This is a genomic window from Advenella kashmirensis W13003, assembly GCF_000506985.1.
In the GTDB taxonomy this organism is placed as follows: domain Bacteria; phylum Pseudomonadota; class Gammaproteobacteria; order Burkholderiales; family Burkholderiaceae_B; genus Advenella; species Advenella kashmirensis_A.
Window position 1 is genome coordinate 590,478 of record NZ_KI650979.1, and the last position, 13,759, is coordinate 604,236.

Consider the following 13,759-nt stretch of genomic DNA (forward strand, 5'->3'; position numbering starts at 1 on the left):
GTGCGTATGACGGCGGCGGGGGTTCTCACGGTCCCAAAACAGGCCTTTAGCCCGCCGCTACCGACGTATCGTTGTCGCTGGCGGCCAGCACGTAGCCTTGCCCGCGCAAATTCCGGATCATCAGCGCAGCAGGCTGGCTCTGGGCGCCCAGCTTTCTGCGCAGGCTGCTGATATGGGTATCAATGCTGCGGTCATAAGGGGTAGGTATACGTCCCAGGGCATACGCGCCGATATTGTGCCGCTGCACCACGCTGCCGGCTGAACGCATCAGTATTTCCAGGATGCGCTGTTCCGTTCCGGTCAGGGCGATATCGCTGCCATGCAGCGTTGTCGCACCCGTAGCCGGGTTGAGCGACAGCGGGCCGGCCACAAGCAACGGGACGGCAGCCGGCCGAACGACGGCCGGACTCGCCAGACCGTCCGCTTCCGAGCCGCGATAAGAGATGCTCCGGTAGGCCCCCCCGCGATAAGAGCCAACAGACTGGACTGAGGAACGGGACGGACACCCTGCCCATGGATCATCGGTGCCATGACGCCGCAGCAGCGCATGCATTCTGGCTTTCAATTCCGATAAGTGAAGCGGTCTGGCAAGACAATCATCGGCGCCGGAGTCGAGCCCGTCCACGCAATCCATGCGGGCGCCGGTCAGCAGAATCAGGGGCGTGTTCGTTTGTCGGCGGTAACACCTGAGCCACTCGATTGCGGGCACATCCTGCAAATCGGCATCCAGCAAGGCCACATCATGACTGCGTCTGCGCATCAGACGATCTGCCTGGTAGCCCGAATGCGCCAGATGTACGACATACCCTTGCGATTCCAGATATTCACATAGTGTTTTGGATAACGCTACATCATGTTCGATCAGGAGAACGCGTAGCGCTTGCATCTTGTTCATGCGCATGTTCAATACACACCCCTGCTGCCACGGCCATCATCGGACTGTATGTCAGGAAGTGTCAAGAAATCAAAAGTTATGGAAAAGATATTGCTGAATATTAGCTGACACTATTTAATGCCTAATAGCTAATAATTCTCATTTAGAACTTCATTTAGAAAGAATACGTTTCATTCTATCACTGTCACAAGGAAAATTTCCGATGTTGCCCCCTGTACCGGTGTCAAAACGAGCACCCAACCGCAAGCCTTTAGTACGCCCGTTAGGTGTCCTGTGTGTTCTCAGCCTGAGCACTGCATTGCCGCAAATGGCCTGCGCCCAGGCAGCCGAACCGGTTACAAACGTGACTTCGCTCAATCCGATCGTAGTGACCGCCAGCGGTTTTGAACAGGACATTATTGACGCCCCTGCTTCCATCAGTGTTATTCCACGGGAAAAACTGGAAAAAGGTGCCTATCGCGATCTGACTGACGCCCTGCGCGATGTGCCTGGCGTGATCATGACGCCGTCCGACAACAACACTTCTGACATCACCTTGCGCGGCATGAGCGCCAATTACACCCTGATCCTGGTAGACGGCAAGCGCATGAGCACCCGCGAAACGCAGACCAACGGCAGCACCGGCACCGATCAGAGCTGGGTTCCGCCGCTGGAAGCCATCGAACGGATCGAGGTCGTGCGCGGACCCATGTCGTCGCTTTACGGCTCAGATGCCATGGGCGGCGTCATCAACGTCATCACGCGCAAGGTGCCAAAAAAATGGGGAGGGTCCGTGCGCCTTGACTCCACGCTGCAACAGCATTCCGCGTCGGGCAACAATTTCCAGGGCAACTTCTACATAGCCGGGCCGATCAAAGAGGACTTGCTGGGATTCAGCCTGTACGGCGTGTATTCACATCGCAGCGAGGACGATATCGAAGAGGGCTATAACCGCCACACAAATCGCGGCGCAACCGCGAGACTGTCCCTGACCCCTACCCGCGAACACGATATCGTGCTGGAAGCCGGCGCATCCAAGCAGATTTACCGTTCTACACCCGGCAAGACCCTGCTGCCGACCGAAGCGGAAAGCCGGCGCGAATTCAGGCGCCGGCATTTTTCGCTGACCCACGACGGACGCTGGTCATTCGGCACCTCCAACACCTACGTGCAGCGGGAAGAGACGGAAAACCTGTCACGCGACATGACCATCCGCAATACCACGGCCAGCACAAAATGGAGCATGCCGCTGTTCGAGCGTCACATCACCACGGTCGGCGCCTTTTACAGCCTGGAAGACCTGAAAGACACCACCACCAACAAGATGTCGGACCGCTCTACAGTGGATCGCTGGCAATATGCGTTTTTTGCAGAAAATGAGTGGCAGGTCACCGATTCTTTTGCCCTGACCGGCGGGTTGCGCCTGGACAATGAAAAAACCTCGGGGACGCATTGGAGTCCCCGACTCTACGGCGTTTGGCACCTGAATGACAACTGGACCGTCAAAGGAGGCATCTCCACCGGTTTCCGCGCGCCATCGTTGCGCCAGACCCTGCCCGACTGGGGTGCGGTGAGCCGCGGCGGCAATATGTACGGCAATCCTGATCTGAAGCCGGAAAAGACGCTAACCAAGGAAATCGGCCTGATTTACAGCGACGGCAACGGTCTGATGGCGGGCGTGACCTTGTTCGATAACGAATTCACCGACAAGATTACGCGCGTGCCCTGCCCGGAATGCGGGCCGGTCAACGCGCAGGGACGATCCGCCACGACCTATGTGAATGTGGACGACGCGATTACACGCGGCATGGAAGCGACGCTGACCGCCCCCCTGAGCGACAAGCTGTCCCTGACATCCAGCTATACCTATACCTACTCCAAGCAAAAGAGCGGCCAATATGAAGGCAACCCGCTGAACCAGATGCCCGAGCACATGTTCAACCTGGGCCTGGACTGGAAGCCGACCGACAAGCTGAACGGCTGGGTCAAGGTCACATATCGCGGCAAGGAAAGCGATCCGACGCAGGGAATTTCGGCCAGCACCACCATGGCGCCGTCGGCCACCTATATTGACTTGGGCGGCTCTTATGACGTGAACAAAAATCTGACCGTGTACGCAGGCCTTTACAACCTCTTTGACAAACAGGTCCGCTATGACGATTACGGATATGTCGAAGACGGACGCCGCTACTGGCTGGGCATGAACGTCAAATTCTGATTGAAATAACGGCGGCTGCACCGCATGACCGCCACCACGACAAGGATTATTACAAATGAAATCGACTCGACATACGGCGAAATGCTTCGCCATGCTGCATACTGCGCTGGCGGTTGCGATGGCCGGATACACTGGGGCTGCGCTTGCCCAGACCACTCAGGTCACCGTGCAACATGCGAAAGGATCGGCCACCGTCGCTGAACAACCAGCCAAAACGGTGGTATTCGACCTGCCTTCGCTGGATATCATGCAAGTGCTGGGCGTACAGGCGGCCGGCGTACCGGAAGCCCGCTACCCTGAGTCGCTTTCAGTCTACAATGACAACGCGATTCCCAAGGCGGGCACCCTCTTCGAGCCCGACCACGATGCGATCGGAAAAATCGCCCCCGACCTGATCATCGTGGGTGGCCGATCGCGCGCAAAGTTCGACGACGTAGCCAAACTGGCACCAACCCTGGACCTGAGCATCGATACCGGGAACGCTCTGGCAAGCATTGAACGCAATACCAACACGCTGGCGGCGATCTTCAAAAAAGAATCCGGGGCCAAAGAGGCCCTGGACAAACTGAACAAGGCCGTGGCAAACCTGAAAGCCAAATCCGCCAAGGCAGGTAACGCAATGCTGATTCTCGCAGTGAACGAGAAAACCAGCGTTTTCGGTCCGGGCTCGCGGTTCGGCATAATTTATGACGTCTTTGGATTTACGCCCAATGACGCCGTCAAGGACCTGTCTGCCAAAGATCGCCATCCGATCAAACTGGAAGACATCGCCCGCGCCGACCCAGATTGGCTATTCGTGATCGACCGCAATGCGGCCACCGGCCGGGCAGGCAAGCCCGCCAGAGAGACGCTGGAAAACCCCGTCATCCGAGATAGTCGTGCCGCAAAGAATAATCGCATTGTATATGTCGACCCCTACAACTGGTACATCATGGGCAGTGCCGGGTTGACGTCGATGCAGCAGAATATCGAGCAGATTTCTGCTGCGCTTGATACCGCAATAGCGGTGAAATAAGCGCAACCCCAATCGTTGACTCCTCAATCAGCCGGGTCGCTGCTCAAGCCACGAGCGGCGACCCGGCTGTGACATTATCTGCCCGGATAAAGTCAATAAACGCCCGCAAGGGCGATGGCACCAGACGCCGTCCCGAATAATATAGGAACGGTCCGGAAAAGGCGACCCACCATGGTTCAAGCACCGGTAGCAAGGCGCCACTGTCCAGGTTTGGCCGCAGCCAATCCTCGAAAAGAAACACAATGCCGCTACCCGCAAGCGCAGCGTCCACGGCCAAGTCCGACGCACCTCCGGCCTCAACGATCAGTGGCCCCGTTGCCTCCACCTGCAGTCGTTCACCCTCACGCTCAAACTCCCAGGCGGGCATGGCGCCGCTGGGAAAACGCATTCGCAAGCAAGCGTGACCAAGTAAATCACGAGGGTGATCCGGCATCCCGAATTGTTCGAGATACGCGGGGGACGCAGCAGCAGCAAAGCGCTGGATACGCGGACCGATAGGCACGGCGATCATGTCCTGCTCCAGCCGTTCGTCATATCGTATGCCGGCGTCACAGCCGGCTTCGATGATATCGACAAAATTTTCGTCCGAGAAAATTTCAAGGACAATATCGGGATAAGCTGCCAGGAACCGCGGCACGATATCGGCGAGGACCAGTCGCGAAACGCTGACCGGCACGTTCAGGCGCAATGTGCCGGCGGGCCGCTCGCGAAATACATTGACGGCATCCAGCGCGGCCTCCATCTCAACCATTACCGGATCCAGCCGCGCCAGCAGACTTTTGCCCGCCTCGGTTGGCACCACGCTGCGCGTGGTCCGATGCAACAGTCTGACTCCCAGTTGCGCTTCCAGCCTGCGTATCGCTTCGCTAAGGGCGGACGCGCTGTTGCCGCTTTTTCTTGCGCCGCTGCGAAAGCCTTTGGCCCGCGCGACTGCCACAAACGCATTCAAATCGCCCAGATCAACCTTCATGCCGCCTTTCCTTATTGTGCGCTCATCCGCACACACCGTACGGATTATGACGAATTATCATAACAATATTAAAGGCTTAATATATGACAATCGTTATTGCAAACGATCGGCCATTCACACAAGGAATACTCATGAACGATCTCTCAAAAGCCGGCACCTTTTCTCTGGGCAATCATAGGGTCAATCGTATCGGCTACGGCGCGATGCAACTGGCAGGCCCCGGCGTATTCGGGCCGCCCAGGGACCGCGATGCCGCCCTTCAAGTCCTGCGCCAGGCTGTTGCACACGGCGTCAATCACATCGACACCAGCGATTTCTACGGACCGCATATTACGAATCACCTTATTCGCGAGGCATTGAGTCCCTACCCGGAAGATCTGGTCATTGTGACCAAAGTCGGCGCCGTTCGCGGCGAAGATGCCTCATGGAATCCCGCGTTCTCGCGCGAAGCGCTGACTCAGGCCGTCCACGACAACCTGCGCAATCTCGAATTGGACACGCTTGAGGTCGTCAATTTTCGCTGCATGCTGTCGGCCACGCAGGACACAGCAGAGGGGTCCATCGAAGCACCATTGACTGTGCTGGCAGAATTGCAACGGCAAGGCCTGATCCGGCATATCGGATTGAGCCACGTCACACCCACGCAGGTTGCACAAGGGCGCAGCGTCTGCGATATCGTTTGTGTCCAGAATCATTACAACCTGGCTCATCGCAAAGATGATGAACTGATTGACAATCTCGCGCGAGACGGGATCGCCTATGTGCCCTATTTCCCGTTGGGCGGCTTCTCACCCTTGCAATCTTCCGCGCTATCGCAGGTCGCCGAACAGCTGGCAGCCTCTCCTATGCAAGTGGCTCTGGCCTGGTTGCTGCAACGGTCGCCCAACATCCTTCTGATTCCCGGGACATCTTCCGCGGCGCATTTACGAGAAAACCTCGCCGCAGCTGAGCTGGTTCTGCCCGAGGAAGCACTTGAACAATTGGATAAAATCGCTGGCGCAGGGGGAGCGTGACGAAATGAGCGACAAACTGTCCCCCCTTCCCTGGTTCGCCTCATCGGTACGAGGGCCTGCCTGCGACATTTGCCTCTTCTAGCAATTGACAAATACCCAAATTAGGTATAATATAACCCAATATGGGTACGATTATTTCCTCTTCTCAGTCGTCAAGCAGTCTGGCGAATGCCTTGTTTCCCGGCACCAAGCAGCAGGTGCTACGGATTCTCTTTGGGCAATCGGATCGCAGTTTTTATGCCAATGAGATCATTAATCTTGCCGCTAGTGGCTCGGGCGCCGTACAGCGCGAACTGACGGTATTGACTCAAAGCGGCCTCATCACTGCTACCCGCCGAGGCAATCAGAAACACTATCAAGCCAATCCACAATCCCCTATTTTTGAAGAACTACGCAGCATTGTGCAAAAAACGGTGGGCGTTGCCGAACCTGTTCGCAATGCCCTTGTGCCGATGGCCGCACACATATCCGCCGCATTCGTCTACGGTTCCGTCGCGAAAAAAAACGACACCGCTGCCAGCGATATCGATCTGTTGCTGGTTTCCGATTCACTCAGCTATGGTGAAGTCTACGCCTCTCTTGAAGGCGCCAGCCAGGCTGTCGGTCGGCCCATCAATCCCACGATATTGACCTCAACGGAATTTTCCCGGAGGCTGCAAGCAAACGAATCCTTCCTGACTCGTATTCTGGAGCAGCCTAAAATCTGGATTATAGGAGCGGACGATGCCCTCCCCGTTTGAACAACTTACGGGCCCCGGAAAGGTATTGAAGGCGGAGCCACCCGATCGCAAGGAGTTTGAGGGACTCAAGCGGTCAGGCCAAGCCCGTCTGCACGACGCAAAAAACACTTCTCTTTCTCTCGAAAGTCGTTTCGATCTGGCGTACAACGCCGCACATTCCTTATGCCTGGCCGCACTACGCTGGCACGGCTATAGACCGAGCCAGCGATATATTGTTTTCCAATTGTTACCGCATACTCTCCAACTGGGCCCGCGATATCACATCTTCCCGCTAGAGTCCAACACCTCGGCAACAATTCCCAGAAACCGCGTGGTCACGGCCGATTCGATATGTGTTTTCACTGTGACCAGGCTCAACTGACTGGTCAATACGGGCTGAGTCAATTCGATAAACCGCAAGCTGCGCCCTGAACATATCCGTTCGAACATTTGGGGAACGAAACTGATGCCGATGCCTTGCTCGACCATCAGCAACATAGGCAGTGTTTCATTTCCCGAATAGATGATTCTCGGGTTGAACCCCGCGACATTACATGCCTCAAGAATATGCTCGCGTATGCCATTGCTATCGGTATTGGAATGTAAAAGAAAATTTTCCTGCGCCAGATCAGACAACCTGATGTCGCGTTTTTCCGCCAAAGGGTGATGTACAGGTACCGCAAGCATCAGCGGCTCGGTAACAAGGGGGCGGGTCACCAAATCCTCGGCATGGAAACGGGTCCTGATGATCCCCGCATCAAGTTCATTATTGCGAATGCAATTCACAATGTGCGCACTTTCTCCCTCCCGAACAGTGACAGTGATATTCAGCTTGTCATCCTGGATGCGCCGCATCACTTGCGGAAGAATAAACAGACTGGCTGCGGTTGAACACCCAATGGACACGTTTCCTTCTGTCCCGGCAGCGTTATTTTTCACATCCTGGCGCAGGGTCTTGAACGAAGCAAGTAGATCTTTGGCCCGGGTATAAAACAGCCGGCCTGGCTCACTCAACACCAGACGGTTCTTCTGTCGATTAAACAGCGTTACGTCAAGAGATTGCTCCAGCTTTTGGATCAGGATGCTTAGGGGTGGTTGCGTCATATTCAAAAGTCGGGCCGCTTTTGAAAGATTGCCCGTTTCTACCACCATCACAAAGCAGCGCAATTGGTGTTCGTCCATACCATACTTTATTTAAATGGATATTAGATAAATTATATATTAGACATATTCAAAACTGAAAATTAAACTATAAATTCCACTTTATTAAATATTTCATTCCAAAAATTGGAGACAAAATGAAGTTTTTGAAAATCTTACTAAGCCTGTCGCTTGTTGTCACCGCCAGCACAGGGCTGTCTGTTCATGCCGCCCAAAGCGACTGGCCGAACGCCAAGCCGTTCAGAGTTGTCGTACCCTATCCACCCGGTGGCTCGGCAGACATTCTTGGGCGGCTCGTTGCGAAGAAATTGTCAGAGAATCTGGGTAACAATGCGGTCGTCGAGAATATTGCGGGCGGCGGGACAATCCCTGCTGCGCTATCGGTACTCAAGGACAAAGCAGACGGCTACACCCTTTTCGTAGCCAGCGACAACACGCTGAATATAAACAACTTCCTGCTTAAATCTCCTCGCTATGATGCCGATAAGGACTTCACCAGCGTGACTGTCCTCAATACTTATGCCCATTGGCTGATCGTCAGACAAGATAGCCCGTTCAACTCGATGGAGGATCTCAAGAAATTCATTATCGCCAATCCGAACAAGGCTTCTATCAGTGTGAACACCATTGGCGGCGCGGCCTATCTCGCCCTGGATAAATGGAAAAGAACCAACAAACTTGATTTTGAAATCATTCCATACCGCGGTTCTCCGCCTGCCGTTTCGGATTTGATCGGTGGTGTGACCACCGCGCATATCGATGTAGCGGGGTCCTCGATGTCATATTACGACGGTGGCAAAGTGAAACCATTGGCTGTTTTGCAAACACAACCACTGAAAAAAATCCCCAAACTTCAAACACAGTCCTACGATGATCCGGCTGCCCTGACCGTCAAATCCAATCTTTCAGTCGTCGTGAAAAATGGCACCCCGCCCGAGCTGATTGAAAAGTTATATCAGGCGCTGAAAAAAGGAGAGCACGACAAAGACTTCACAGATGCATTGAATATGTTCGCCTATGACGCAGTCCTGACTCCTCCTACCGAAAGCCGCCGATTCATTCTTGAAGAAACCCGACGCTACAAGGAACTGGTCGACGCTTCCGGTCTGGAAAAACAGTAACCCCCCTTCTCATACACAGGATAGCAGCATGAAAGTTGTCGTCGCACTGGTTCGCCATGAAACCAACACCTTCTCACCGATTCCCACCCAACTGGCTTCGTTCTGTCGCGGTACACAAACCGATGGGCCCGCTTATGGCCAAAATGCAAAGCAATTGTGCGAAAACACAAACAGCGCTGCAGCCGCCTATTTGGACCTGGCCGAATCACTGGACGCAGAAGTAGAGTTCGCCATTCTCGCCAACTCGGTCCCCAGCGGCACGGTGCAGAAAGCCGCGTTTGAACATATTGCAGATACGGTTGTCGCCGCTGTACAAAAGGGATGCGATGCCGTCCTGCTTGATCTGCATGGCGCCATGGTCGCGGAAGGCTACCCGGATGCCGAAGGTGAACTCTTGCGCCGAATCAGGGCGGTCGCGCCAGCGCCGGTACCAGTCGTGGTCGCCCTGGATTTCCATGCCAATTTCAGCGATGCGCTCATTCGACATGCCACCATTATTACGGGCTATTGCACTTATCCCCACGTCGACATCTATGAAACAGGGAAACGGGCCATGCGCACGCTCAAACGCATCCTGTTTGAAAAATTGGATACCACCATTGTCTGGCGCCGTCTGCCAATGCTAACGCATATGCTGAAACAGACACCCGCCGGCCAGCCTATGAAGGACATCATGGACAAAGCCATGAAAGCCGAAGCAGAGGGTGTAGTCCTCAATGCTTCCGTCTTTGGCGGATTTCCCCTGGCCGATATACCTCACGTGGGCCTGTCAGTGGTCATCGTTGCAGAAAAATCCAGGAAAACAGAAGCAGAACAATTACTGGATGAATTGTGCAACATGGCCTGGTCCAGAAGAGACGACTTCGTCTACGAAGTCGAGCCATTGTCCGCGTCCATTACCAAAGCCAAACAGCTGGAACACGGCCCGGTCATTCTGGTGGACCATGGCGACAATTGCGGTGCAGGCGGCGTCACAGACGTCATGGCCGTGCTGGAAGAAGTCATGAAGCAGGGACTCACAGACGTGATTGCCGGCCCGATCTGGGATCCACAAGCGGTCGACATCCTGATACAGGCGGGCGTTGGCGCAACGTTGACAATTGATCTCGGCGGCAAGACCGATATGCCAGAACTCGGCCTGAAAGGACAGCCGCTGCAAATAACCGGGACAGTCATCAATATCACAGATGGCAATTTCCAGATCACCGGTCCCATGTTCACCGGCATGTGGTTAAGCCTGGGCCGCACGGTCGTCTTGGAAAGCAACGGTGTCACCATCTTTATTTCGGAAAAACCGCAGGAGCCGTACGATGTCGGCGTATTTACTCACGCCGGCATTGATCCGTTCAGCAAGAAATATGTGTTGATCAAGTCACGCCAGCACTTCAGGGCCGGCTTTGAGAAAGACGCCAGGCACATCGTGCTGATTGCAGGCCCCGGCGTATGCAGTTCGGACTACGGCATTTTTCCGTTTCGCCATCTGTCCAGGCCGATTTATCCGCTGGATCGCGACGCCAGCCCATCGCATGCAGAAGGGACTCTGTAATTCTGCGCCGATCAGCAGCCAGCGCCTTAAGGATCAGGCGCCGGGCTGCTCTGGGGCTTTGAGCGCTTCCTTATTGGTAATGCCAAACGGAATATGCACCGAAGGCACAAGCGAGCTGGTCAATTCCAGATGAGCAGACTGATCGTCAAAAAAGATATGCGGCTTGAGCACGCCCAACACATGTTTTTTTGCAATACCGCCAAGAAAAAACGCGTCATTGGTCATCACGCCCCAGTTCTTCAGCGTATTTAATGCCCGCTCATGCGAAGGCGCATTTCTGGCGGTCACCAGAGAAACCCGCAAGCGATTCTCGTAATCGGGATTCAGCTTCTTGAACTCTTCCTCGATCGATTGTATTTTCGATACCCGAATCAAAAACTCCTGCAAGGGGCCCGGGCTGTGCGTATTCATCACATTTGCCACCTCATGCGCATGAAAATCGCTTAAGCCCGACGCCTGCATAATGCTTTCTGATTCATCGCTGGCCAGAACGCCATCGAAGTCGAAGGCGATGCGCAGTGCCTTGTCTTCTTCGTCATCGTCAAATTTTGAATCCAGCACATGGCCTGCCGGATAGCCGGATTTGATGGCCTCGTCCACGTCCGATTTATTGCCAGAGAGAAAAAGCGAAATATTCAGTGAAGGAATGTATTCGTAGGGCGATTTTCCCTGCATGAAAATAGCACGCGTGATACCCAGCCCATAATGTTCGATGGTTTTCATGACACGCAGTCCCGTATCGGGATCGTTGCGCGACAGCAGGATCACCTCGACCAACGGATCTTCCGGATCCGGTCGCAAATCATTTAGCGACAGCAGCCGCTTGATAAATGGAAAAGCGATGCCTTTGGGTAAGGGTGTATTCAGATTTTGTGCCTGAAACTTTCGATAGGCTTCCTCGCCGTCCCGCTTGAATACTGCATCCGAATCAGTCAAGTCAAATACGGCGCTGGATGCCACGCCGATGACCAAGCGATTGTCTAGATCGTAGGGCATGGTGTTTTCCCCCAGTGATACCGGTTCGGCGTGCTGCTTATTAAAAGAGGTTGCGTGGTCATTCTCGAATGTAATACCGAAGCTGTCGATGATGCCCTGTATTTTATCGAATAACCCGCCCTATTTCGCCTTTGCTGCTACTCTGTCGAACCGATAAAGCCTTGCGGGATTTTCAATCAGGACTTTTCGACTGACCTGTGGGGTCGCGAGCCAGGCTGATCGCTCTTGCACCAGCGCTTCAGCAGGAGTATCCCTGTAGCGGCTGACGTCAGTCGACAATTTCCCCACTTCCCGGTTGGTGTGCGGCCAGTCGCTGGCCCAAAGAATTCGTTCGTCATTGGCCGCAAGCAGCGCATGAGCGAGCCCGGCTATTTTTTCTGCATCATCGACGCGGCCGACCCGATAGGCGCCCGACAGTTTGATGTACACATCGCCCGCCACCAGTGTCCTGTAGAGTGCTTCGGATTGCAATTGAGTTAACGCGAGAGCCGGCGGAATCAGCCCGAAATGATCAATAACAAGGGGTACGGGAAGCGAACCCAACTGAGCCAGCGCCGCGTTTATCGTCTTGTATCCAGCATACAATTGAAGATGCCAGCCGGATCCCGCCAATCGGGATGACCAGTAGCGGATCGCCTCCAGCGCAGCGGACAAGTCGTCAGCACCGGTGCTTTCCAGATTGATCCGCAATCCGACAATACCCTTGGCCGCCATGCAAGTCAGTTCTTCATCACTCACCCCTCTTCGCATCACGGCAACTGCACGAAAACGCTCGGGTGCGGCTTCCAGGCAGTCGATCAGGCAACTGTTGTCTGTACCGTAGACGCTTGGCTGCACAATAACAGCCCGTCCCACCGACATACGATCCATATGCTGCAGCAACGCCGGGAGGCCCGCCGGGGCTGGCGTATATGGCCGGTCTTTGCTCATGGGATATCGATCTTGCGAACCAATGACATGTACATGGCAGTCGCAGACCCGTTCTAGGCTAGATAACATTTTCAATCCCTCAGACGATGGCGTTTCAGCATCGATACTTCATGAAACCCGCGTTTCGCCGCTGGACAACAACTCAACCAGCGCCTGCCCGACTTCTTTCGTACCAAGTTGACCACCCAGGTCTTTGGTTACTTTCCCGGATTCGATGGAATCAGCAATTGCCTGAAAAATGGCTTCGGCAGCCTGGGTAAACCGGGACGCCTGATTGCGCTGACCATACCAGTTCAGCAGCATTGCCGCAGATAGAACCTGAGATACCGGATTGGCAACATTCTGGCCGGCAATATCCGGCGCTGAACCATGCGCTGCCTGACCCATCGCATATTTGTCACCTGCATTCAGCGAGCCGCCCAGGCCAAGACTGCCGGACAATTCGGCCGTCAGATCGGACAGAATATCGCCAAACATATTAGTGGTCACAATGACGTCGAACTTGGCTGGATCGCGCACCACATGCGCCATCATCGCATCGACAATGAAGTCATCAATCCGGACCTCCGGAAATTCGCGTCCCACTTCATGACAAATATCAATGAACATGCCATCCGCAATTTTCAGCACATTTGCCTTATGCACGATAGACACATGTTTATTGCGCGTCATGGCCAGTTCAAATGCAGAACGTGCAATCCTTTCACAACATTTGCGCGTAATGCGCCTTAACGAAATCACCACATCTGAAGTAATCAGCAGCTCGCTGCTGCCTTGTTCGATATTTCGGTCGGCATAAAAACCCTCTGTATTCTCGCGAACCACCACCAGATCGAACTCACCCAGGCGCGCCGGCACACCGCGATAGGTTCGCGAAGGCCGGATATTGGCATAAAGATCGAGCTCCTTGCGAAAAAACTTGGATGGATTGATCTCTCCCTTGGCTTCGTCCTTGAAATCATAGGTCGCCATCGGGCCGAGCATCAGGCCGTCGGCTTGCTTGACTTTCGCCAGTAACTCGGCGGTAACGGTACTGCCATATTGTTTCAAGCTGTCGTGCCCCGCCACATCATGCGTCAGCTCCAGCTCCAGGCCAAAGCGGGCCGAAGCCGCATGCAGCACATTTTCGGCAACATCCATGGTTTCCGGTCCGATTCCATCACCCGGAAGAATTACGATTTTCATATTTTCCTGTA

The 13,759-nt window shown here is 54.5% G+C and carries 12 protein-coding genes; 6 read left to right on the forward strand and 6 right to left on the reverse strand.

The annotated features are described in order from the left end of the window. Window positions 1-46 precede the first annotated feature (46 nt). On the reverse strand, window positions 47-895 hold the full coding sequence (locus W822_RS26890; protein ID WP_051401588.1) for a response regulator transcription factor: 849 nt from the start codon (window positions 893-895) through the stop codon (window positions 47-49). Between the two features lie 202 nt (window positions 896-1,097). On the opposite strand from W822_RS26890, the gene W822_RS26895 reads away from it, so the two are divergent. Together W822_RS26895 and W822_RS26900 are read left to right on the forward strand one after the other, a co-directional pair. Then, window positions 1,098-3,092, forward strand: a complete 1,995-nt coding sequence (locus W822_RS26895; RefSeq protein ID WP_024003627.1) for a ligand-gated channel protein — start codon at window positions 1,098-1,100, stop codon at window positions 3,090-3,092. 55 nt (window positions 3,093-3,147) lie between these two features. Further along, window positions 3,148-4,107: a siderophore ABC transporter substrate-binding protein gene (locus W822_RS26900; protein ID WP_031242074.1), complete on the forward strand. Its 960-nt coding sequence runs from the start codon at window positions 3,148-3,150 to the stop codon at window positions 4,105-4,107. Window positions 4,108-4,150: 43 nt separating this feature from the next. Here W822_RS26900 and W822_RS26905 read toward each other — a convergent pair whose 3' ends face one another. Then, window positions 4,151-5,077 carry a LysR family transcriptional regulator gene (locus tag W822_RS26905; protein WP_024003629.1) on the reverse strand — a complete coding sequence of 309 codons (927 nt, stop codon included), beginning with the start codon at window positions 5,075-5,077 and terminating at the stop codon, window positions 4,151-4,153. Window positions 5,078-5,208: 131 nt separating this feature from the next. Between W822_RS26905 and W822_RS26910 the strand changes: the two genes are divergently transcribed. Further along, window positions 5,209-6,090, forward strand: a complete 882-nt coding sequence (locus W822_RS26910) for an aldo/keto reductase family oxidoreductase (RefSeq protein WP_024003630.1) — start codon at window positions 5,209-5,211, stop codon at window positions 6,088-6,090. Window positions 6,091-6,212: 122 nt separating this feature from the next. Then, a complete protein-coding gene (locus W822_RS0123155; RefSeq protein ID WP_031242075.1) occupies window positions 6,213-6,830 on the forward strand; it encodes a nucleotidyltransferase domain-containing protein in 618 nt (205 codons plus the stop codon). Between the two features lie 258 nt (window positions 6,831-7,088). Here W822_RS0123155 and W822_RS26915 read toward each other — a convergent pair whose 3' ends face one another. Then, the gene (locus tag W822_RS26915; RefSeq protein ID WP_024003631.1) at window positions 7,089-7,991 is read right to left on the reverse strand and encodes a LysR family transcriptional regulator; all 903 of its coding nucleotides are present in this window, start codon (window positions 7,989-7,991) and stop codon (window positions 7,089-7,091) included. A gap of 116 nt (window positions 7,992-8,107) precedes the next feature. Here W822_RS26915 and W822_RS26920 point away from each other — a divergent pair, with 116 nt between their 5' ends. Together W822_RS26920 and W822_RS26925 are read left to right on the forward strand one after the other, a co-directional pair. Beyond that, complete coding sequence (locus tag W822_RS26920) at window positions 8,108-9,091, forward strand: Bug family tripartite tricarboxylate transporter substrate binding protein (protein WP_024003632.1); 984 nt, start codon at window positions 8,108-8,110, stop codon at window positions 9,089-9,091. 28 nt (window positions 9,092-9,119) lie between these two features. Further along, entirely contained in the window at window positions 9,120-10,637 is a 1,518-nt protein-coding gene (locus W822_RS26925; RefSeq protein WP_024003633.1) for a M81 family metallopeptidase, read from the forward strand. A 33-nt stretch (window positions 10,638-10,670) separates the two neighbouring features. Here the strand turns inward: W822_RS26925 and W822_RS26930 are convergent, their stop codons facing one another. The 3 genes from W822_RS26930 to W822_RS26940 all read right to left on the reverse strand — a co-directional run bounded on the left by W822_RS26930 (window position 10,671) and on the right by W822_RS26940 (window position 13,748). Then, complete coding sequence (locus tag W822_RS26930) at window positions 10,671-11,633, reverse strand: 5'-nucleotidase (protein ID WP_024003634.1); 963 nt, start codon at window positions 11,631-11,633, stop codon at window positions 10,671-10,673. A 120-nt stretch (window positions 11,634-11,753) separates the two neighbouring features. Further along, complete coding sequence (locus W822_RS26935; RefSeq protein ID WP_024003635.1) at window positions 11,754-12,632, reverse strand: amidohydrolase family protein; 879 nt, start codon at window positions 12,630-12,632, stop codon at window positions 11,754-11,756. Window positions 12,633-12,671: 39 nt separating this feature from the next. Continuing rightward, the gene (locus W822_RS26940) at window positions 12,672-13,748 is read right to left on the reverse strand and encodes an isocitrate/isopropylmalate dehydrogenase family protein (protein ID WP_024003636.1); all 1,077 of its coding nucleotides are present in this window, start codon (window positions 13,746-13,748) and stop codon (window positions 12,672-12,674) included. Window positions 13,749-13,759 lie beyond the last annotated feature (11 nt).